The organism is Sorangium sp. So ce367 (assembly GCF_051520455.1).
Taxonomy (GTDB): Bacteria; Myxococcota_A; Polyangia; order Polyangiales; family Polyangiaceae; genus Sorangium; species Sorangium cellulosum_B.
This window is the reverse complement of sequence record NZ_CP150334.1, coordinates 12896369-12919017: the sequence shown is the minus strand read 5'-3', so window position 1 is coordinate 12919017 and position 22649 is coordinate 12896369. Positions and strand designations below refer to the sequence as shown.

At 69.0% G+C, this 22649-nt stretch carries 14 protein-coding genes; 7 read left to right on the top strand and 7 right to left on the bottom strand.

What is annotated here, in order from left to right:
- Positions 1 to 40: 40 nt before the first annotated feature.
- The 5 genes from WME97_RS49070 (at position 41) to WME97_RS49050 (ending at position 7484) form a co-directional block, all read left to right on the top strand.
- Positions 41 to 2929 carry a TonB-dependent receptor domain-containing protein gene (locus WME97_RS49070; RefSeq protein ID WP_437548143.1) on the top strand — a complete coding sequence of 963 codons (2889 nt, stop codon included), beginning with the start codon at positions 41 to 43 and terminating at the stop codon, positions 2927 to 2929.
- An 823-nt stretch (positions 2930 to 3752) separates the two neighbouring features.
- Entirely contained in the window at positions 3753 to 5264 is a 1512-nt protein-coding gene (locus WME97_RS49065; RefSeq protein WP_437548142.1) for a flavin monoamine oxidase family protein, read from the top strand.
- An 84-nt stretch (positions 5265 to 5348) separates the two neighbouring features.
- Positions 5349 to 6209 (top strand): carbon-nitrogen hydrolase family protein, encoded by an 861-nt coding sequence (locus WME97_RS49060; RefSeq protein WP_437548140.1) that lies wholly within the window; start codon positions 5349 to 5351, stop codon positions 6207 to 6209.
- A gap of 218 nt (positions 6210 to 6427) precedes the next feature.
- Positions 6428 to 6964, top strand: a complete 537-nt coding sequence (locus WME97_RS49055) for an IS630 transposase-related protein (protein ID WP_437294639.1) — start codon at positions 6428 to 6430, stop codon at positions 6962 to 6964.
- Positions 6903 to 7484 carry a transposase gene (locus WME97_RS49050; protein ID WP_437547789.1) on the top strand — a complete coding sequence of 194 codons (582 nt, stop codon included), beginning with the start codon at positions 6903 to 6905 and terminating at the stop codon, positions 7482 to 7484. The genes WME97_RS49055 and WME97_RS49050 overlap by 62 nt, the downstream gene beginning before the upstream one ends.
- 43 nt (positions 7485 to 7527) lie before the next feature.
- Here WME97_RS49050 and speB read toward each other — a convergent pair whose 3' ends face one another.
- From speB to WME97_RS49025, 5 genes are all read right to left on the bottom strand, one after another.
- Positions 7528 to 8493 (bottom strand): agmatinase, encoded by a 966-nt coding sequence (gene speB, locus WME97_RS49045; RefSeq protein ID WP_437548138.1) that lies wholly within the window; start codon positions 8491 to 8493, stop codon positions 7528 to 7530.
- 181 nt (positions 8494 to 8674) lie between these two features.
- On the bottom strand, positions 8675 to 9748 hold the full coding sequence (locus tag WME97_RS49040) for a polyamine ABC transporter substrate-binding protein (protein ID WP_437548137.1): 1074 nt from the start codon (positions 9746 to 9748) through the stop codon (positions 8675 to 8677).
- 712 nt (positions 9749 to 10460) lie between these two features.
- Complete coding sequence (locus WME97_RS49035) at positions 10461 to 12677, bottom strand: SulP family inorganic anion transporter (RefSeq protein WP_437548136.1); 2217 nt, start codon at positions 12675 to 12677, stop codon at positions 10461 to 10463.
- Positions 12678 to 12893: 216 nt separating this feature from the next.
- A complete protein-coding gene (locus tag WME97_RS49030) occupies positions 12894 to 15980 on the bottom strand; it encodes an AAA family ATPase (RefSeq protein ID WP_012241760.1) in 3087 nt (1028 codons plus the stop codon).
- A gap of 424 nt (positions 15981 to 16404) precedes the next feature.
- On the bottom strand, positions 16405 to 18078 hold the full coding sequence (locus WME97_RS49025; RefSeq protein ID WP_437548134.1) for a protein kinase domain-containing protein: 1674 nt from the start codon (positions 18076 to 18078) through the stop codon (positions 16405 to 16407).
- A gap of 533 nt (positions 18079 to 18611) precedes the next feature.
- On the opposite strand from WME97_RS49025, the gene WME97_RS49020 reads away from it, so the two are divergent.
- Both WME97_RS49020 and WME97_RS49015 read left to right on the top strand, forming a co-directional pair.
- The gene (locus tag WME97_RS49020; protein WP_437548133.1) at positions 18612 to 19739 is read left to right on the top strand and encodes a serine/threonine-protein kinase; all 1128 of its coding nucleotides are present in this window, start codon (positions 18612 to 18614) and stop codon (positions 19737 to 19739) included.
- Positions 19740 to 19764: 25 nt separating this feature from the next.
- The gene (locus WME97_RS49015; protein WP_437555666.1) at positions 19765 to 20751 is read left to right on the top strand and encodes an NAD(P)H-quinone oxidoreductase; all 987 of its coding nucleotides are present in this window, start codon (positions 19765 to 19767) and stop codon (positions 20749 to 20751) included.
- 13 nt (positions 20752 to 20764) lie between these two features.
- Here the strand turns inward: WME97_RS49015 and WME97_RS49010 are convergent, their stop codons facing one another.
- On the bottom strand, positions 20765 to 21316 hold the full coding sequence (locus WME97_RS49010) for a DUF2452 domain-containing protein (RefSeq protein WP_437548131.1): 552 nt from the start codon (positions 21314 to 21316) through the stop codon (positions 20765 to 20767).
- On the bottom strand, positions 21291 to 22475 hold the full coding sequence (locus tag WME97_RS49005; protein ID WP_437548130.1) for a hypothetical protein: 1185 nt from the start codon (positions 22473 to 22475) through the stop codon (positions 21291 to 21293). Before WME97_RS49005 ends, WME97_RS49010 begins: the two co-directional genes overlap by 26 nt.
- Between the last annotated feature and the right edge of the window lie 174 nt (positions 22476 to 22649).

Here is a 22649-nt window from a genome sequence, read left to right as displayed (position 1 = left end):
TTCGGCGCGTGACTACCGGGGCGCCCTGGAGCACTTCCTGGTGTCGAACCGGCTTGTCCCGAACCGAAACGTCATCTTCAACATCGCCCGAACTTACGAGGCTCTCCAGGAGTATCCAGACGCATTTCGCTATTACGTTCAGGCGCTCGATCTCGAGCCCAACGCCGCGCGCAGGCCGGCCATCGAGGAGGCGCTCGCCCGCATCCGGCCCAACGTCGCCGTCATCAACGTGACGACGGACCCGCCCGGAGCGACGGTGTACATCAACCGCCGCGATCTCGGCGGCCGCGGCAGCACGCCCCGCCTCCTCGGCTTCCAGCCCGGCAAGCACAAGATCATCGTCGATCTCGAGGGGTATGAGCCGGCGGAGGTCGAGAACGTCGAGGCGAAGATCGGCGAGCAAACGAACGTCGCGGTCAAGCTGAAGCGCATCGTCGGGACGGTGCGCGTGGTCGGTGAGATGGCGGGCACGACGGTGCGGGTCAACGACGCGAGCGGCCCCCCGGCGTGCACCGCGCCGTGCGATCTCACGCTGCCTCCTGGCCGACACCGCCTCTACCTCTCGCAGGAGGGGTACCAGCCGTCGGAGCAGGACGTGAACGTGGCGGCCGCGAGCACGGTGACCGCGCGTTACCGGCTCAACCCGCTCACCGGCAGCCTCGTCGTCAACGCGGATGAGCGCGACGCGCTCGTCGAGGTCGACGGAAAGCCGATGGGCTTCACGCCCGCGGTCCTCAACGTGCAGAGCGGCCAGCGCCGCGTGCGCGTCTCGCTGCGCGGCTTCCGCCCGGTCGAGCAGTCGGCCAACGTGATGGCCGGACAGCAGACCCGAATCGACATCTCCCTCCGGCAGCTCGAGGAGGTCGAGGCCGCATCGCGTACGGCAGAGGCCGTCGAGGACGCGCCCGGCTCGGTCACGATCATCTCGGGCCAGGAGCTCCGCGCGATGGGGTATCCGACCGTCGCCGAGGCCTTGAGGGGCATGCGCGGCGTCTACACGACGTACGACGGCAGCTACTCCTGGGTCGGCATCCGCGGGATCAGCATCCCTGGCGACTATAGCAACCGCGTGCTCGTGCTCCTCAACGGGCACTCGATCAACGACACGTGGGACGGCCTCGCCTTCGCCGATCAATCGGCGCGCACCGACCTGGAGGACGTCGAGCGGATCGAGGTCGTCCGTGGCCCGGGCTCGCTGCTCTACGGTACGGGCGCGTTCGTCGGCGTCATCAACATCGTGACCAAGGGCCGCCCGACGTCGTTCGGCGCGGGCGTCGGCGTGGGCGCGGCGCAGCACGGCTTCATCCGGGGCCGCGGCCAGGTGCAGGTGCCCTTCGGGCGCGACTCCGGCATGTGGCTGTCGGTCGCCGGAGGCCACGGTCAAGGGCGAGACTACTTCCTGCCGATCCCGCCCGACCCCGATGGCCCTGCTCCCGAGAACCCGGACCCGAACGACCCTCCCAACGTCCCTGATCCTGCCGACAAATGGAAGAACAAGGATCCTAACTCCCGCGGCGCGGACCACTTCAACGTGGGGACGATCCAGGGACGGCTCTGGTACAAGTCGCTCTCGGCGCAGGTGTTCTACAACGAGCGCAGGAAGTCGATCCCGACCGGCGCCAACTTCACCATGGTCGGCGACGACAGGACATTTTACCGCGACAGGCGCGGGTTCGCCGAGCTCACGTTCTCGCCGCGGTTCTCCGATAGCTTCTCGATGACGACCCGCGTGGGCGTCGACATGCAGCTCTACGATGACACGCTTTGGCTGTCCGACATCGGGACCGAAACGATCCATGACGTCGAGAAGTACCAGGACACGTGGCTGCTCGCGGATCAGCGATTCGAGATCAGCCCGCTCCGCGAGCTGAAGGTCACCGTCGGCGCCGAGGGCCAGGTACACCTGCTCGGCAGGATGCGCATCGAGGAGCACGAGTGCGGTGTTCTTCCATGCCGCGACACGCTCGTGCTGCCCGTGTCCGAGGTCGAGGGCGAGGTCCTCGACCCCAACAATGAGGATCTGTTCGACTCGCACCCTTATCAGATCCTCGCCGGGTACGGCGTTGTCGACTTCGTCCCGTCCGACCGCGTCCGCGTCTCCGCGGGTGCTCGTATCGATTACTACAACTATGGAGAGGACGGTCTCAGCTTCAACTCCGGGATCAGCCCGCGTATCGCGCTCGTCGTCAAGCCCTACGAAGGGGGCAACCTGAAGGTCACCGGCGGCCGCGCATTCCGCGCTCCGCCCATCTACGAGCTCTTCCTGCAGGTGCCCTCGAGCAACTTCAAGCCGGGGTACGAGCCAGCGGCGGGCGCGTCGGTCGATCCCGAGAGCGTGCTCTCGGGAGAGGTAGAGTTCACGCACCGGCTCTCGTCCACGCTCTCCTTGCTCGGCGCGGGATACGTGAACTACATGACGGACATGATCGCGCAGACCGGCGATTTCACCGAGGCAGTGCCGGGGAGGTACGACAACACCGCGGATCCGATCCTCGTGATGGGCGCGGAGGCCGAGCTGCGCCGCGAGTGGCGCCAGGGCTGGATGGCCTCTGTCTCCTACTCCTATTCACGGGCGCGGTACCTCAGGGATGAAGGCGTCGACGAGGTGCTCACGAAGGTGCCGAACTCGCCGGAGCACATGGCCGCCGTCAAGGGGACCGTGCCGCTGTTCGGAAAGGCCCTGATGCTGTCGACGCGCCTCACCGTCGAGTCGCAGCGCATCGACAAGAACCTGAAGGAGACCGACCCCGCGGTGATCTGGGACGTCGTCCTCTCCGGTCAGACGGACGTGGCCGGCCTCCGCTACAACATGGGCGTCTACAACGTCGCCGACTGGGAATACGAGGCTCCCATCTCGCCCCAGTTCACCGCGACCAGGATGCCGCAGGCAGGCCGCACCTTCCTCCTCTCTGCCAACCTGAACTTCTGATCATCGCGCGGCCGTCCTGGCCGCGCGCTCTCCACCTCACGCCCATCACCCCTCGGCGCTCCGCCCCCGCGCCGCCCTGCTCGACCGCGGCGCAGGGCGGCCAGCGCAGCGCGTGGCCTCGCGCCCCGCGGGCCATCGAGCGGCGTCGCTCTGGCGGCCTCATCCATTTCAGGCGTGGCGCAAGCCACAGCGGCGCCACCGTTCCACTCTGACAGGAGCTCCGCCGCTGCACGCGGTTCGCGCCACGCTCGAATTCAGCGTCTCGCGTGAACTCAGCGCCTGGACCGGCCTCGCGTGGTATGCAGCGCTCTCGTGTGTTTCCTTGCCCGACGCAAATCGTGCGCCGGGGCGCAAATCACGCACGATCCTCCGCAATCCACGATCGAGGCGCGATGGTGTGGAGCGGTGCGCTCGCCTCATGACCGTCGTCGACAAAGCGGCGATCTGGCGATGCGCAGCCACGTGAGACCGAGTAACCACATCATCGGACGCCCGCACACTCTTGTGGCAATCCGCGCGGTCATGATTTTGCTTGAAAGCAAAACACCGCTTGTCCATCATGGTCACTCGTGAATATCCGCTCCTCGACCTCGGATCACGCGACACACGGCGCGCGCGGTCCGGAGCGACGGCGGACCAACGGGCGCGCCGCTCGGCGGATCGCGCCGTGACCAGGAGCGACCAGGAGAGCGATGGGCGCCGATCTTCGCGCCGAATCCTAGGTCACGAGAGGAGCGCGCGTCGGGTATGCCGCCCGCGGCGCGCCATCTTGAAGGCGTTTTTGCCAACCTGACGATCGTCAGCCAGCCCGAGCAAGAGGTCCATGTTGCCCGACCGCCCGATCGATGTCCCCGAGCAGTCGTTCGCTTCCGTCTACGACCGGCGTCGCCTCGCGGCCGCAGGGGAGATGTTGCCACAGATGTGGGACACCCTACCTGAGTGGCCGAGCGTCGGCGGCGGACGCCGTGTCATCGTGCTCGGCGGCGGGATTTCAGGGCTGTGCACCGCATGGTCGCTGCGGAAGGCCGGGTTCGACCCGATCATCCTCGAGCGGAATGACCGTGTAGGCGGCCGCTTCTACACGCTCCGGAACCACTTCGGCGACCAGTACGCGGAGCTCGGCGTCACCCGGATCGCCGACACCCACGTCCTCACGCTCGCCTATGCGCGCCACTTCGGGCTGGAGATCCTCGAGTATCCGCTCGACGCGACGCAGCTGTACTACGTCATGGGCCATCGCTTCCTGAGCACCTCGCGGGGCAAAGCGCACTATCCTGCCGACTTTCCGCTCTCTCCGGAAGAGCGGGACATCGACGCGGAGTCCCTCAACCTGCAGCTCGCGGCGAAGGCGTTCTCGGTGATCGGCGACCCGCGGGACACGCAGTGGCCACCGGCCACCGTCCGCAAGGACTTCTCGGGCGAGACGTTCTACCGCAGCCTGGATCGGACCGGGGCCTCGCACGCCGCGAGGGAGATCTGCCGCGCGTACGAGGGGACGGAGATCGAGATGTTCAGCGGCCTCGCCTGGTCGGCGAACCAGCGGCTCGACGCCAAGTGGTTCCACACCTACGCGATCGCCGGCGGGAACGACCGCCTGACCACCGCGTTCGCCGACGACCTCGGCGATCGCATCCTCAGGGGGGCCCATGTGCAGCGGGTGATCTCCCGCGAGGACGGCGTGACCGTCGAGTTCCTCAGGAACGGGGACCCCGAGACGATCGAGGGCGACTTCGTAGTGTGCGCGCTCCCCCACCGCATCCTGCTCGAGGTCGCGTTCGACCCGCCGCTCTCCGGCCCCAAGCACCGCGCCGCGTCGGAGATCCCGATGTTCACCGTCACCCGCCTCAACTTCCAGTTCTCGCACCGGTTCTGGGCGGATGAGGGCATCATCGGGCTGCTCGCGGCCTGCACGACCACGCCCATCGAGCGTCTGTGGGACCTGACCTCGCTCCAGTCGGGCACCCCGGGCATCCTCACGGCCTACGTGCAGGACCGCAACGCCGCGGCGCTCGACGAGCTGCCCACCGCGGCCGATCGCATCGAGTTCGGGCTCAAGACGATGGAGTCGTTCTTCCCGAACGCTCGGAAGTACTTCCAGAAGGGGCTGTCGTTCTCGTGGCACCACCAGCCGTACACGCGAGGCGGCTGGCCCGCGTACCGGCCCGATCAGACCGACCTGATCGCGGATCTCCAGCGCGGTGAGGGGCGCGTCGTCTTCGCCGGCGATCACACGTGTCTCTACACGGGCTGGGCGCAGGGTGCCCTCGAGTCGGCGCACTTCGCCACGGCCGAGGTGATCGCGGCGGCTCGCGGGTCGATCGAGCCGACCACCTGAGCGAGCTCGAAAGGCGCCCCCCGGCGCGACGTTCACGACGCCCCTCGAACGCACGCCGCGGAGGGGGTGTATAACGTCGCCTGTATGGCTCGCCTTCTCCACGTCATCGGAGTCCAGTCCCGGCCCGTGCCCGGCGACCCTGCTGCGACGCTCGAGAAGCTCGAGCGCGAGGTGCAGACGCTCGGGGTCTCGTTCCCCGAGGCGCAGCTCTACCTGTTTCCCGAGCTGTGGCTCACGGGGGATCACCCCTTCCGCCACACTTCCCCATCGCACGAGCTCGCCCAGCCGATCCCGGGACCGCTCACGAAGCGGCTCGGCGCCATCGCGCGCAGGGCCGGGAGGTGGCTCTGCGCCGGGTCGATCTACGAGCGCGCGGGCGACAAGCTGCACAATACCGCGCTCGTCTTCTCGCCGAGCGGCAAGCTCGTCGCGCGGTACCGCAAGCTCTATCCCTGGATGCCCTTCGAGACCTGTGCGCCGGGCGATGAGCCCGCGCCCGTGTTCGACATCCCGCGCGTCGGCCGGCTGGGGCTCATGATCTGTTACGACGGCTGGTATCCCGAGGTCGCGCGCGGCCTTGCGCTGCGCGGCGCCGAGGTGATCCTGCACCCGACGCTGACCACGACGCCGGATCGCGAGGAGGAGCTCGTGCTCGCCCGCGCCCGCGCGATCGAGAACCAGTGTTATGTGGTGAACGTCAACGCCGCGGTGGAGATCGGCGGCGGCCGCTCCATCGCGGTCGATCCCGAGGGCCGCGTCCTCTTCCTGGGCGGCTCCGGCGAGGAGTACCTCGGAGAGGTGCTCGATCTCGACCGCGTCCAGGCGGTCCGCGCCCACGGCACGCGCGGCCTGAACCGGGTGCTCCGCCAGTTCACCGAAGACTCCCCAGAAGCGGTCTTCGCGCCCTACCGAGCGCAATCTCCGCGCCGCCGGACACGCTCGTAGAGCCGACACAGAGCGGCGGTCACCCGCACAGGAGACGGGCCCAGATCGTCGTTTTCGGCGCGGAAGCGCACTCGGGTGCGCTGAGCACCGAAAACGGCGAGATGGGCCCGTATCCGAAGCGGGTGACCGCCGCTCTAGAGCGGTTTTCAGCCGAGTCTGGTACAGCCCGAGCTCGACCACACCGGATCGTGGCACAGTACCTGCCCAAGGTCTGCCCCATGAGCCCGTACAGTCTCGATCTGCGCCGGCGAATCGTCGATGCCTACGTCAACGGCGAGGGGAGCATTCGGGAAATAGCGGAGCGCTTCTCGGTCGCGCCGAACACTGTGCAGAATTACCTCACCCAGGTGCGCGCGACAGGCAGCCTTGCGCCCTTGCCGCACGGTGGTGGAGTGGGGCCGAAGATCGACCGGGCGGGGCTGGATGAGGTGCGCAAGCTGGTCGAGGAAAAGAACGACCGGACGCTGGCCGAGTTGGCTGAGCAGTTCGAGCAGCGGCAGGAGGTGCGTGTCAGCATCCCGACGATGCATCGGGCGCTGCAGCGGCTGGGCATCACGAGAAAAAAAAACGCTTCGAGCGAGCGAGCAGTATCGGCCCGCCGTCCGCAAGCGCCGCGCTCAGTTCCGGCGGCAAGCACGAAGAGTAGGCGCACGCCACATCACCTTCTTCGACGAGTTCGGTCTGCATCGCGGGATGGCGCGGCGGTACGGTCGTGCGCGTCGCGGGCGTCGGGCGCGCGGCAGGGTGCCGTGTAACACCGACCCGAAGATCACGCTCATCGTCGGCCTGAATCTCGGCGGCGCTGTAGAACCGATGGCCTTCGAGGGGTCCATGAACGGCGCCATCTTCGAGGCGTACATCCGCGACCGGATCGCTCCTCGAGTGCAGCCCGGCGATGTGATCGTTGTCGACGGGCTGGGTGCACACCGTGCTCCCGGTGCTCGCGCTGCCGTCGAGGAGCGCGGGGCAAAGTTCTGGATTTTGCCGCCTTATTCGCCTGACCTGTCGCCGGTGGAAGGCTGCGGCAGCAAAGTCAAGGAGCTCACCCGCGCCGCCGCCCCGCGCTCGGTCCCTCAGGTATACCGAGCCATGGGCCGAGCCATCGGTCTGGTAACTGATCGCGACGCCAAAGGTTGGTTTCAGCACACCGGCTACATCCGTCCACCGCGTCGTCCACCTCCCTCGCGTGCCGGCGCAACCCGGAGGATGGCGCCGCCCGGCGAGCGCTCTCGCGCTCCGCCAGCGGGGATGCCCTGCAGCATAGGGAATCAGTGAGCCCGAGCAGCAGCTCTTGTACCAGACCCAGCTGAAAACCGCTCTAGGCTGGCTCCCTTGCTCTGGGCGCGCCAGGCCGGCACGCGATGAGCCCGAGCCCCTCCTGGGCGATCGTCGCCCCAGCCAGCGCCGTGATTTCACCCACGTCGTACGCGGGCGCGACCTCCACGACGTCCATGCCGACGAGCGCGATGCCCTGGAGCCCCCGCAGGATCTCCAGCGCGACCGCGGTCGACAGCCCCCCGCAGACCGGCGTGCCGGTGCCGGGCGCGAAGCTCGGGTCGAGGAAATCGATGTCGAACGTCAGGTAAACCTCGTGGTCCCCGACGATATTACGAACGTGCTCGATCACCGCCCTCGCGCCATGGCGATGAACCCAGGGCGCGTCGAGCACCTGGAAGCCGAGCGTATCGGCGTTGTAGGTGCGGAGCCCGATCTGCGCCGAGCGGCTGGGCTCCACGAGGCCCTCCCGCGCCGCGTGGAAGAACATGGTGCCGTGATCGACCCGACCCGATCCGACCTCGTCGCTCCACGTGTCGGAGTGAGCGTCGAAATGGATCAGCGAGAGCTTCCCGCGGCGCTTGGACACGGCGCGCAGGATCGGGTAGCTCACGAAGTGATCCCCCCCGATCGAGAGGGGCGTCACCCCGGCGTCGAGGATCCGGCCGATGTGCTCCTCGATGGCGACAGGGCACTCCTCCGGACGCCCGTAATCCCAGACGCAGTCGCCATAGTCCACCACGGCGAGCCGGTCGAGCGGATCGAACTCGTAGCCGTAAGGGCGGTTCCACGCGAGGTGCGCCGAGGCCTCCCGCACCGCGCGCGGGCCGAAGCGCGTCCCTGGGCGGTTGCTGGTCGCCGTGTCGAGCGGGATGCCGGTGACCGCCACATCGACGCCAGTCAGGTCGCGCGTGTACTTGCGGCGCAGGAAGGAGAGCGCGCCGCTGTAGGTCGGCTCGCGCCGGACGCCATAGAGGCCATCGGCCGTGAACGCGTTGTCTACGACCATGCCTCTCGCGCGAGGCGTGGCCTTGGAGCGATGATCTTCCATAGAGGTCCTAGTAGTGCCAGGGGCTCCACGCAGCGGCCCGTATTCCAGCTCGGGCGTGCGCTCGACACCGGCGCGTCGCGCAGGATGGGCATCGGCGTGATCGGAGGCTGAGCACCTCGCTGGCGCCATCGCCTCAAGGTCAGTTCGATTTCACGGCCGCCCAGACCTCGTCATAGAGCTTGGCCGACTCGCCGAGATCACGATGGGCCTCCAGGCGGGTCGCCATATCGCCCGTCGGGTAGATGAGCTGGTTCGTGCGGTCTTCCTCCGGCAGCTTGGCCTGCGCGGCGCTGTTCGGGGTCGCGTACTTCGTCATCATCGAGAGCTGCGCGCCGCCGTCGGGGGTCAGCATGTAATTGATGAACTTGTGAGCCAGCTCGGGGTGCGGCGACTTGGTGGGCACGGTCATCACGTCGACCCAGATCACGGAGCCTTCCTTCGGAATGATGAGGGCGAGGCGATCCTTGTCCTCCCAGACCACCTTCTGCGCGTCCCCGTTCCAGACGACCGCCATGTCGACGGAGCCGCCCTTCACGTCCTGCGTCGCGCCGATGCCGCCCTTGAAGCCGAGGCACTTCGGGTTGCTCTTGGCCTCCTTGAGGATGCGCCCGGCCTCGCGGATCTCTTCAGGCTTCGACGTGTTGCTGGAAAATCCCTTGTACTTCAGCGCCGCGCCGACCATGTCCCGCATCTCGTCGATCAGCACGAACGTGCCCGGCGTCTTCTGGGCGTCGAAGAGCACGCCCCACGTCGGATCCATGTTGGGGATCTTCTTCTTGTTGTAGATGATCGCGACAGTGCCCCACTGGTAAGGGATAGAGTACTTGTTGCCCTCGTCGAAGTTCGGGCCCGAGAACCGCGACTCGAGGTTCTTCAGGTTGGGGAGCTGGGCGTGATCCAGGGGGCGGATGAGCCCGCGCCGCGCGAGCCGCCCGCTGGCGTGCGCCGCCATCACGACGACATCGTACTGCGCGTCGGCGCCCGCATAAGCGAGCTTGCTCTCCATCTCCTCGGTGGAGTCGTAGATCGTGAGCCGCAGACGGGCGTTGTTCTGCGTCTCGAAGTCCTTGATGCTCTTGTCGTCCAGGTAGTTCGGGAAGATGAGGACGCTGAGCTCGGAGGGCTGAGCCGGAGCTTCCTTGGTGCCCGACTCTGGACGTGCTTCAGAAGGAGCCTTATCTTTGCCGCAGGCGGCGATCGATAGGACACCCAACAGAATGGCTAGTACCATCAGGGGTCGACGTTGAGTTTTCATAAGTTGTCCTTTCTCCAGCTGCTCAAGGCGGACAGGCCTGCGGGTGTTCGCTGGCGCGATGCTGGCCTCTGGGATCTCGGGAAGCGAAAGCCAGCGGAGCGCGTCTGCGAGCCGAGGCCCCCATCGGCCGGTAGGACGCGCGCGGGATGCCGGGCAGCCCCGGCAGCAACCCTATGGACCGTGGATTGCAAGCGCGCGTCCCCTTGTCAAGGAAAATGTGTTGCGCGGTAAGCAACACGACTGGCCTTCTCATTCGGAGCGAAACCACGACTGTTCGCAAGCTTAGGCGAATCGTACATTCCGTGGCTCTGAATCCGAAAGAGATCGTCGAAATTGCATTCAAATGTGTGTTCACCGCGCATCCACGCACCTCCGGGATAGCGTCTACACGAGATTGTTCTCCCCCGGGTGAAACGGCGCGCGGCACGGCAATGCGTGTTTCGACGCTACCGGAACACCGGACGGCAATGCTCGCGGGCTGCGCTCGGTGATCGTGCGCGTCGTGCGCGATCGGATCTGCGGGAGCCAGGTGCTCACGCGTGCAGCATTGAAGAGCGGACACGCCGGCTCCCCGGCGCGCGGCGCGCGCCGGCGGGAGGCGTACTGCCGTCGCACCATGCTGCAAGCGAGTCTCCACGGAACGCAACGCTCCAGGCCGGACCGGTCGAGTCTAGTTGAACAGCGCTTTCACGGGCGACGTCGCGTGCACGATCCTCTTGGCCAGCAGCGTGACCACGAAGTGGTGGAAGGCTGCAGCCAGCTCGGGCGCCTCCGCCGTCATTCGCTGCAGCGCCTCCTCCGAGAGCCGGTAGAGCGTGGACTTCTCGCTGGCGGTGACCGTCGCCGACCGCTTCTCTCCCATGTAGAGCCCGGACTCGCCCACGACCGACCCCGGCCCCATCGTGCGGAGCCGCTTCTCCTTCTTTCCGTCGATCTCGGCCCAGGCCGTGAGCTCCCCGTTCTCGATGAGGTAGAGGTCCTTCGAGATATCTCCGGCCCGGAACAGATCGAACCCAGCCGGAAGCTCGACGCGCTCGAGGTAGTCCTTGAAACGTAGCATTTCCGGGCGACCGCCGAACACATCCTGGAGATCGTAGAACAGCATCGGAGGCGGCAGCATGCTGGGCGGCGCGTCTGCGATGATCTCCTTCTCACACGCCTCGAGACCTCGATCGATATCCGGGTAGAGCAGGGAGACCTCGTCGCCTTCGGCCAGGAAGACCTCACCCCGCTCGAGGTGATTGCGGATGTCGTCACGCACCGCCGTGAAGATGAGCTTGACGCCGTTCGACTTGGCGAGCCTGCGGAGCCGGAGGAAGCTCGCGATGGCGGACGAGTCGATGCCGTTGACGTGGAGGAAGTCGAGCAGCAGGTAACGCGGCCTCTCGTCGTCGTCGCTCTGGATGCGCTGCTGGGCGGTCGAGAGCAGGTTGTACGCCGTCCCGAAGAAGATATACCCCTGGAGCTGGAGCACGTAGAGCTGCTTGCCGCGGGCCGTCAGGGTCTCCAGCTCGCCCTCGCTGCGAGCGACGTTGCTGCGCAGGTGGACCCCGGTGATGGCGTTGCGCACCACCTCGATGCGGCTGTAGCTGAGCGCGAAGAGGATGAACGAGACGCCGAGCCCCACGCCGATGCCGACGAGGAAGCCCCGGACGGCGACGACAAGGAGGATCACCACGATGACGAAGTACTCGATGCGCCGCAGCCGGAACCAGCCCTCGTAGAGCGTGTTGATGAGGAAGTGGAACCCGAGATACGCGATCAGGCCCCCGAGGACGGGGCGCGGGAAGTACAGGATGGCTTCGGCGCCGACGAAGAGCACGATGCAGCTGATGGCCGCCGCGACCAGCCCTGAGATGCGGCTGTTCGAGCCGGCCTTGTAGCTCATCGACGACTCGGCCAGCGACAGGTAGCCGACCATGCCGCCAAAGAGGCCCGTGACGATGTTCGCGACGCCCGTGGCCCGCAGCTCGCGGTCGAGATCGATCTCCTGCTCCGTCGCGAGCTCGACGCCTGACGCGCTGAGCAGCACGGTGATGGCGGCCATGATCATCACGGCGGCGACGTTGCCCGCGCTGCCGAACAGGACCGACCAGTCCACCTTCGCGAGGTCCGAGGCCCCGATCGGCGGCCAGAGCGACGCGGTCGGGAACGGACCAAGGAGCCAGCCACCCTCGAGCACCTGCTGCACGCTGACGCCGGCGAGCCCCAAAGAGACGTAGAACACCACGATCGAGCCCCCGAGCAGCACGGGGAGGAGCAGGAGCGACGAGAACCGGCGCAGCACCACGAGGAGCAGGACGCCGAACACGAGGCCCGGCAGGACCCGCTTCAAGAGCTCCGGATCCATCACCACGGTCGGAAAAATGTCGAGCGTCGACGGCTGCCCGGACATCACCGAGATCGAGCCCTGGAGGAGGAGCCAGCCGGCGCCAGCGATGAAGCCGCCGGCGACGGGGTACGGGATGAAGCGGACCAGGATGCCGAGCCGTAGGAGCCCGAGCAGCAGGAAGAAGCCGCCTGCGACCACGGAGGTGATCGCGATGGCGGCCACGACCGTCGGGAACGGGCTCGCCGCCGGGTCCTTCTGCGCGATGGCCGTCGTGATCGCCGCCGCCATCGAGGCGAGAATGACGGCGGCGTCCTCCTGCGGCGCGGCGATCACCGGCTTGTAGGAGCTGAGGAGAGACACGATCACGCCGACGATGACGGAGCTGATCAGGATGATGCCGATCCCTCTCGAGAGGTAATCGGCGAGCCCGTGGTTGAAGATCAGCGCGCCGAGGGAGATATCGAACGAGACGACCAGCGTCCCCGAGACCATTCCGGCGATCACGGCGGGCATGAGCTTGGAAGGCTTCGCCTTCTCAAGGAGCTCCTCGTTCAACAGCGCAGGTGACTCCTTTGTTGCCTGTCGTGTCATGCTCTTGGGAGACCTCGTGATCGATTGTCAGCGGAATTCGCAGGGCGGCGAGGGCCGGGGCGCGCCGGCGCCGCGCGGGCCGGCGGGGCCTCTGCGCCGCGATCTAGGGAACGCGCGACGACGTCGGACGACGGGGTCGCCTTCGCGTGGGCGGAGGGCACGGCAGCGTCCCCCACCGGCTCAAGAAGCCCCCAGCTCACGCTCGATGGCAGCGGCCTGCTCCTGCAGGGCCTCCGCCTCGCCGAGGTGGCCGCTCAGCCGGTGCAGCTTCGCGAACTCCCCGAGGAGCCTCGCCTCCTCGCGCCGGTTCCCGATCTGCCGCTCGACCGTGATCGCGCGCGAGTAGAGCGTGCGGGCAGCGTCGTACCGGCCCTGGACGGCGTAGGCCATCCCGAGGCTCGCGAGCGTGAGCCCCTCGGCCGGCAGGTTGCCCGCCTCGCGCGCGGCGCGCAGCCCCTCCTCCCAGTAGGTGCGCGCGTCGTCCGGCTGCTGCATCGCCCAGTGCGTGCGGCCGAGGCCGAGGAAGCCGAGCGACTCGGACCCGCGATCGCCCAGCTTCTGGGCGTCGGTGAGCACGCGGATGTGCTCCTGCCGCGCCTCCTGGTAACGCCCCCTCGCCTCGAGGACGTCGCGGGCGAACTCGTAGCGCACGACGACGCTCTCGGGCGTCGGCTCCGGCGAGAGCTTGAAGTAGACGCGGTAGAGGCGGGTCGCCTCCTCGTGGGCGTAGCGCGCTGCCGCCTTGCGGGCGCCCGCGAGGAAGTAGCGGCGCGCGTGGTCCACCTTGCCCGCGCGGCGCCAGTGGCGGCCGAGCGCGACGAGCTGGTCCTCGAGGTCGTCGCCGTAGAGGCTCTCGATCGCCTCGGCCGCGAGCCGGTGGAGCTCCTGGAGCCGCGCGCGGGACTGCATCTCGTAGGCCGCGTTGCGGAGGAGCGCGTTGCTGAACTGGAAGCGCCGCTCCGTCATCTGCGACCAGATGCACTGCGCCTCGCCGATGCGCACGTGCTCCTCGAGCACGGAGGCGTCGGGGAGCATCAGCGCGAGCACGCGCAGGTCGAACTCGCGCCCGAGGACGGCCGCGGCGACGATCGTCTGCTTCACCTTCGCGTCGAGCCGGTCGAGGCGCGAGATGAGCAGGCTGTTCACGTTCTTCGGCGGCATGAACGTGTTCGAGATCGAGATGGAGCTCGAGCTCGAGCCGTAGCGCCCGTCCTCGAGCCAGTAGGCGAGGATCTCCTGCGCGAAGAACGGGTTGCCGCCGGCCGTCTCGCAGAGCAGCGTCGCGAGCATGTCCGGCATCGGGCCGCCGAAGAACGGGACCGCGAGCGCGAGGAGCTGCTCGCGCGGCAGCGGCTTCAGCTCGATCACGTTCTCGGAGATGCCCGGGTCGAGCGGGATGCGGACGGGGGTGCCGTCGTCCTTGCGCCGCGTCGTACAGATGATCGCGATGGGCAGCCCCCGGCACGCGCGCGCGATCACGCGCACCGCCTCGAGCGAGTCCTCATCGGCCCAGTGCGCGTCCTCGAGGTGCAGGATCACCGGCTGGAGCGACGCCTCGGCGAGGAAGACGAAGCTCAGCGCCGAGAGCGTGCTCGTGTACCGGAGCTTCGGGTGCAGGCGCTCGTACGGCGAGTCCTCCCAGCGAATGCCGATGAGCGCGGCGAACACCGAGCGCGCGCGATCGAGCTCGCGCTTCAGCGCGGCCTGGCTCTCGGGCAGGCGCTCGAGGAGGTACTCGAACGCGTCGTCGAAGTTCGTGAGCTTCTCTTCCTTGCCGAGCGCGGAGGACTCCCAGAAGTACTCCTTCAGCGCGAACTCGAACGCGTTCAGCGAGCTCTGGAGCGTCTGGTCGCAGCGCGCGTCGATCCACAGGAAGGGCCGGTCGCTCTGGTGCTCCTCGCACCGGTGGCGGAAGCGCTGCACGAGGTAGCTCTTCCCGAGCCCCGGCTCGCCGTCGATGTACGTGATCCCGGCCGGCTTGCCCTCGAAGATCGGCCCGACGTAGCGAACGAGCTGCTCGATCTCCGCCTCGCGGCCGATGAGGCCGAGGTCGTAGAACTCCTTCTGGACCGAGATGCGGCGGCGCTCCAGCGAGTAGACGAGGATGGGCAGATCGAAGCCCTTGAACCGGAAGATGTTCTCCGTCGTCCACTGGTAGCTCGTCTCACCGGCGCGGAAGACCTGCTCGTCGGCCCAGATCGCCGACCAGGGGGCCTTCGCGACGAGGCGCGCGGCGAGGTTCGTCGCGCGGCCGATGCAGGCGAACTCGTGGCGCTCGGTGCCGCCGTTGAAGCCGGCGTACCGGACGTCGCGCGTGATCCCGGCGCGGAGGCGCATCTGCCGGAGGCCGCGCTTCTTCAGCTCCAGCGCGAAGTCGAGCGCGCGATCGTTGTCGTTCTCGTGGGTGATCGGGGCGCCGAAGTGGATCAGCGCGGCGATGCCGAGATCGCCCGCGTCGATGCCCGTGAAGGTGCCGCCGTAGAGCTCGGAGAGCTCGTGCAGGAGGCGCGTGAGCTCCGCGAAGCTCGGGATCTGCTCGAACGAGAGGAAGACGCTCGTGACGTTGCGGAACTCGCCCTCCGGCGGCATGTCCGCGACGCCCCTCGCCACGAACGCGGTGCCCTCGCCGCGCGGCGGGTTCCTCGGGACCTGCGGCATCCTGGGCGCCGGCACGTCGCCGAGCTTGTAGACGCCCTCGCCGTGGTACTTCGCGCTCGCGGGCGGGATGCGATCGCAGAGCGCGCGGTCGAGGAGGATGTCGCCCTTCAGCGCTTGCCGCTCGATCGCGACGCACGCGGCGAGCGCCTGCCCGTGGAAGTGGTAGTACGCGCGCTCCGGGGAGATGCGGACGATGCCCCACTCGACCGAGCCCCACGCGAGCCCCATCCGGAACGAGAACGGGAAGCTGCCGAAGGGCGTGTCGCGCTCGGGGTGCTCCGCGAACAGGTCGCGCATCGCGAGCGCCGCGCCGAGCACGTACTCCGCGACCTTGCGGTCCGGCGTGTCCTGGAACAGCGCCGTGAACGCGTCGCCCGCGAAGTTCGTGATGAAGCCCCCGGCGTGGTGGACCGCGGCGATGAGCGGGTCGAAGTAGTACCGGAGCGTGCCGGCGAGCGTCTCCGCGCCCGCGCGGCCGTGCTGCATCAGCTTCTCCGTGAGCTCGGTGAAGCCGGGGATGTCGATCATCAGCACCGCCCCCGTGAAGCTGCCCTCGGTGTTGCCGAGAGCGTCTTGCTGGATGATGAAGTCGGGGACGAGCGGGTTCATTTCCTTGCTCCTCAGCAACGGATCCCGCTTGGAATCGGCCTGGGAAGCGCGTCTGCGGGACGCAGAGCCTGGAGTCTACTGCCGGCGGGAACGGATGAATACGGGGATCTTCGATCGATCGTTCGGTCGGTCAGCGCAGCCTGGGTTCGCCGCTGGATTTGACGTTCGCCGCGCTGCACGGGCCGAGCGTGCGCGTGTCCCTGCGCATGTTCACGCGCACGTTCGTGCGCGTACATTTGCTCATGTTCCGAAGAATGCGGCACATCGTCTCCTTCACCGTCACGGTGCGCGCCGCGCGGGGGGTGCCCGCCGACGGAAAGCCTGGAACAAGGTGCCTCCACGTCGGCGAAGACATCCGCCCAGAGCGGCCGCGCGGTGAAGACAGACGGGGAGACGACGATGTGGTGTGTGGGGCGCTGGAGGGTCATCGTTCGATCTGGATATCCAGCGGCCGAGGAGAAGGAGGCGGGGGCGGGGGCGGCGCGTCGGGGGCGGGCGCGGGCCTGACGGCCGGCCGGCCGGAGTACGGGCGAGGCGCCGGGGCGGCCGGGGGCGGCGTGGGCGCGGCAGGCGTGCTCGTCGGCGCCGCGGCCTGCTTCGTGAGCGTGGCGACCAGGCGCACGGACTGATCGGAGGGGCCCTGGACGATCGAGTACGGCTCGTACCCCTCGTGGCGCACGGTCAACCGGCGCGGGTTGGCGCGCACGGAGCTGTTCGACAGCGACAGCTGGAGCGGCGTGTTCCCGAGCGGCTTGCCGTCTTCCAGCACCTCGGCGCCGGACGGCATGGACTCGACCATCAGCACGAACGACCCGACGTCGGCGGGCGGCGGCGCGGCCTGCGGCCTCTCCGGTTGCGCGGCGGCCGGCGCCGGCGGCGGCTCGCTGGAGCGCATCTGCGACATCGCGATCCCGATGCCCGCGACGGCGAGGACGCCCACCGCGACGAGCACGATGCCCTTCCGGCCCTGCGGCGCGGCGTCGGCGGGGCGCGAGGCGGCGCCGAGCGAGGCGTCGTCCACCTGCGAGGTCGTGGCGCCGGACGTCGACGTGGGCGACGACGAGCTGGCGGGGATCGCCGTCATCACGCGCACGGGCGGCATCGGCGTCGGCATCCTGCCGGTGCCGGTGGAGTCCATGGTCACGAGGCCCGTCGAGCCGAACGCCGGGGACAGGCCCATCGCCTGCGCGCACTCGCCGAGCCCGCGGATCAGGGCCTCCATGTTGGCCGGTCGGCCGTCCGGATCCTTCGACAGGCAGCGCAGCACGAACGCCTCGAGCGGCTCGGGCACGTCGGCCTCGGGGTTGCGCTCCTTCATCCGCGGGACGGGCTGCTGGAGGTGAGCGATCAGGATCTGGACCGAGTTCTGCGCCTCGAACGGGACCTTCCCGCAGAGCATCTGATAGAGGATCACGCCCAGCGAGTACACGTCCGTCCGCAGATCGACCTTGCCGTGCGAGATCTGCTCCGGCGACATGAAGCGCGGGGAGCCGAGGAACGAGCCCTGCTGCGTGAGCTCCTCCGAGTCGTCCGCGAGCACCTTCACGAGGCCGAAATCGAGGATCTTGACGAGCTCTCCGGTGTCCTCGCCGGGGACGAGCATGACGTTCGACGGCTTCAGATCGCGGTGCACCACGCCGTGCTTGTGCGCCTCGCGCAGCCCGCGGGCGATCTGCCGGGCGATGCCCATCGAGTCGGGCGCCGTGAGGCGGCCGGCCTTGCGCAGCCGCCGGAAGAGCGTCTCGCCCTCGAGGAACTCCATGGCCATGAAGTACCGCTCGGGCTCCATGTTCTCGACTCGGCCGTAGTCGAAGACCGTGACGATGTTCGGGTGCTGGAGCCTGGCGAGGATGCTCGCCTCGAGGAAGAAGCGCTTATGAAAGTTGGGGTCGATCTGATTCGATGAGTTCGTGGGCGTCAGGACCTTGATCGCGACCTGCCGCTCGAGGGCGATCTGCTCGCCGCGATAGATGACGCCCATGCCGCCCGTCGCGAGGAGGGAGTGGATCTTGAACTTTTGATTCAAGACCTTTCCCAGCAGCGGATCGGACTCACCGCTGGCCGAGGCACCGTCCGAAAGCTTCTCCGCCGTGCTCATGGCCTCTGTCTCTTTCCCCTTCCCATCCCGCTGGCCCCCACTGCTGGCAGTCGGGGAAAGCGTACCCCGAGCCCGTCACGCGCTGCCCAACGCTCGACTTACGTTCGAATTACGTACTGGTTTACGTACTGGCTTACGTGCTGGTCAACGTTCAGGTCGACGTGCCGCCTCACGTTCCCGCTTACGTTTCGTCTCACGTTTCGTCTTACGTTCGGATGCAAATTCTGGTACCCGCCTCGCTGCGGCACCTCTCGCGCTCGTCGGGTTGGCTTTCGGACCGGCTGCGGCACGCTTGAGCTCAGCCTACCGTAAGCCGCGAGCCGATCCAACCCAGCTGCTGAAGATGACATGGGTTGGCTACCCAACCACACGCTGTGGGCGTGCCCCCCCAGCCGGGACGCTCGCTCCCTGAACGAGCTTGCTGCATGGGCGGATGTACCCGTACTCTGACCGGGTCCCCGATGCCGCCGCAGCACTTCATCCGATGCCAGGCGTGCGGGTTGCCGCACCCGTCGGACACCGAGAGGTGCCCGGTGCACGGCACGGCGCTCACGCCGAGCGTCGCCCCGCCCTCCTCGACGCGGGTACCGCCGACGAGCAGGGGCGAGTCGGGGTGGCCGGTGGACGGGCCGCTGCCGCCCGATATCGATCCCGATCAGCCGCGGCCGACGAAGGAAGCGCCGCTCGTCGGCCGCCTGCTGCACGACCGCTACCGCATCCTCGGCGTCATCGCCAAGGGCGGGATGGGGATGGTCTACGACGCGATCCACATCGGCCTGCGGCGCCGGGTCGCGATCAAGACGCTCCGCGGCCAGTACGCTCAGAGCAAGACGGCCATCGCGCGCTTCCACAACGAGGCCGCCGTCGCCGGCCGCTTCGGCCATCCGAACATCGTCGAGGTCTACGATCTTGGCGTGCTCGACGACGGCACGCCCTACCTCGTGATGGAGCGCCTCGAGGGCGAGACCATCACCGAGCGGCTCGCGCGCGAGCGCCCCATGTCCATTCCCGTCGTGCTGGACGTGGCCGTCCAGGTGCTCAGCGCGCTCGTCGTCACGCACACCGAGGGCATCCTCCACCGCGATCTCAAGCCGGACAACATCTGTCTCGTCGGCGGCGACCGCGGCCCGCTCACGGTGAAGGTGCTCGATTTCGGCGTCGCCGAGGCGTTCAACACGGGGGCGGCGCCGTCGATCCTCGTCTCGATGGCCGCCGCGGGGAGCCACGCGATCGCCGGCACGCCCGCGTTCATGGCCCCGGAGCAGGCGCAGGGCGTCCGCGATCTCGACGCGCGCGCGGACCTCTACTCGGTGGGCATGCTGCTCTACGTGATGCTCACCGGGCAGCTGCCGTTCAAGGCGCCGACGGCCGCCGCCCTGCTCGCGGAGATCCAGCGCGTGAAGCCGATCCGCCCGCGCATGCTGCGGCCCGAGGTGCCCCACTCGCTCGACGTCGCGACGATGCGCGCGCTCGCGCTCGACCGCGAGGAGCGCTTCCCGAGCGCGGCCTCGATGATGGACGCCCTCGAGCAGGTGCAGATCGAGGCGGCGATCGGCGGCAACGCGCCGGCCGATCCGGAGAAGGAGCCGGCCGATCCGGACTCCGAGAAGGTGGAATACTTCTACCGGAAGAGCGTGCTCCCGCCGCCCATGGAAGAATGAACGGGGCGTGAGCGGCACATTGAAGATGCGCGCCGTCGTCATCCGCGAGCCGGGCGGGCCGGAGGTCCTCGAGGTGCGCGAGGTCGATGCGCCCGAGGTGCCCGACGGGCACGTGCGCGTCGCCGTCCGCTTCGCCGGGGTGAACCGCGCCGATCTGCTCCAGCGGCTGGGCTTTTACCCGGCGCCGCCCGGCGCGCCGCAGGACGTGCCGGGGCTCGAGTACTCCGGCGTGATCGAGGCCACGGGGAAGGGCGCGCGCCGCTTCGCGCCGGGTGATCGCGTCTTCGGCCTCCTCCCGGGCGGCGCCTACGCCGAGCGGGTCGTCGCGCACGAGCGCGAGGTCGCGCCGGTGCCGGACGGGCTCACGGACGAGGAGGCGGCGGCGGTCCCCGAGGCGTTCGTCACCGCCTACGACGCGCTCGTGACGCGCGCCCGGCTCGCGCCCGGCGAGCGCGCGCTCGTGCACGCGGTCGGCAGCGGCGTGGGCACGGCCGGCCTCCAGATCGCCCGCGCGCTCGGGTGCTTCGTCGTCGGGACGTCGCGCACGCAGGACAAGCTGGATCGCTGCCGCGAGCTCGGGCTGCACGCCGGGATCGCGACGTCGGGCGCGACGTTCGCGGGCGAGGTGCTGAAGGCGACCGGAGGCGCGGGGGTCGACGTGGTCCTCGAGCTCGTCGGAGGCGCGTACGTCGGCGAGGACCTCAAGGCGTGCGCGCTGAAGGCCCGGATCGCGCTCGTCGGGCTGACGGCCGGCGCGTCCACGGAGCTCGATTTGCGCGAGCTCCTGCGGAAGCGCATCGAGCTCTTCGGCACCGTGCTCCGCTCGCGCCCGCTCGAGGAGAAGATCGCGGCGGCGCAGGTGCTCGAGCGGAACATCTCCCCCTGGCTCGCGAGCCGCGCGGTGCGGCCGGTCGTGGACCGGGTCTTCCCGATCGGCGATGCCGCCGCGGCGCATATTTACGTCGCCAGCAACGCGTCGTTCGGGAAGGTGCTGCTCCAGCTCGGCGGGTGAGCGAGCGCCGCGGTCAGCTGCCGCGGCCGGTGAGCCGCGCGAGCGCGCCGGCCTCCGCGTCGTGCGCCTCGGCCTCGTCAGCCGGCGTCCACGACATGTCGACCTCGAGGCGGTACGAGCCCTCGAACGCGTGCGGCGGCGAGCCGCCCCACTCCTCGGGCGAGAGCATCGAGAGGTAGGGGACGCCGTCGCCGCGCCGGTACAGGTGGTAGACGTGGCCGGGCCGCTTCTTGAAGCTGCACGCCGCCCGGTGGAGCTCGCCGTCGCGCTGCGCCGCCTCGAGGACCCGCCGCGCCTCCTCCTGGAGCGACCGGATCTGCCGCGCGATCTGCGCGAGCTTGCCGCCGGTGACCGCGCCGAGCAGCGCGTCCGCCTGCTGGATCTCCCGCGCCACGTCGACGAGCTCGTGCGGCGCGGAGAGCCGGCTCAGGGGATAGGGCGAGGTGCGGGAGGGCCCCTCGTGGCGGCCGCCGCCGTGCTTCGTGTAGCCGTCGTCGCTCATGCGGTCCACGTCGTCATGGATCGTCCACGGCCCGGCGTCACGGGTCAGGGCACCCGTCTTCATCCGCGACGCCGTCCTCGTCTTCCTTCTGCGTGGGGCAGCGGTCCTCGTCGTCGAAGACGCCGTCTTCATCGTTGTCCCCTTCGGGACACCCGTCGTCGTCCTGGAAGCCGTCGCGGTCCTCCGCGAGCTCGCCGCACTGATCGACGTCGTCCGGAACGCCGTCCTCGTCCGCGTCGTGGACGCGCGGGGTCCAGGCCACCGAGAGGACGGCGCGCAGCGGCGTGGTGCCGACGCCGCCGGCCAGCGCCGTCTCGACGCCGGCCAGGAACGAGACGTCGCCCAGCGCGTAGCGCGCGGCGAGGCCGAGCTCGAGCGCGGCCGCCTCCTGGCCCGCGAACGGCGCGATCGGCGAGAGCGGGAGGTGCCCGTGCGCCTCCAGGAAGAACGTTGTGCGCCCTTCCGGGTCGATGCCCAGGATCTGCGGCCGGAACGAGAGGCCGAGGCCGAAGGGGAGCTCGTGGCCGAACACCGTGGGGCACGGATCGTCGCCCGCGGCGGAGACCGGGGTCGCCTGGCACCCGAAGCGGGCCTCGCCGGCGCGGAGCTTGACCCCCGCCGCGAGGTGCGCGCCGAACGCGATCAGGCGGTACTCGGCGAGGAGCCTGAGCTCGTTCGTGACGCCCCCCTCGCCCACGAACGACGCCTCGTCCCCCGTGGGCAGCGTGAAGCGCTCGTGCAGCGCGAGCGCGAGCCCGCCGAGATCGCCGCCGGTGGGCTGCACGAGCGTGAGCTTGCCGACGAGGCCGAGATCGCCGAGCGCCTGCGCCGGGAGCCACGTGTCGCCGAGCACCCGCGTGGCGTCGGACATGGGCGCGTCGCCGGTCTGGTGGAGGACCACGGGCAGCGTGAGCCCCACGAGCAAGCGCCGCGCGATGCCCACGCCGGCCGCGAAATCCGCGCTGACCTGGTGGCGGATGACGTCGAAGCGGATCTCGCCCGAGGCGGGATCGCGGAGCACGATGGGGCGGTAGGCGTACGAGGCCCAGAGGCTCGCGCTCCACTCGCCCGTGTCCGGGGTCGCGGCGGGCTCGAGGTAGACGCCGGCCCCTGGGTCGATCGAGGCGCGGAACCCGCGGAGATCGGCCGACGGCTGCGCGGCCGCGAGCGGGGCCACAGACGCGGCGAGCAGCGAGGACAGGGCGATGGCGCTCGGTCGCATGGCCGGTGGAGACTAGACCAGCGCACGGGAAGCGCACGGGAAAGTGGGCCCCGTCGCGCTCGCGGCCGGCGCGCCGCGCGCGGCGCGCCGGCCGCGAGCGCGACGGCCGGCGCCGAGCGCGGGGCGAACCACGGCGCGCGGCGCGCGGCGCGCGGCCGGCCCCCGAAACATCGC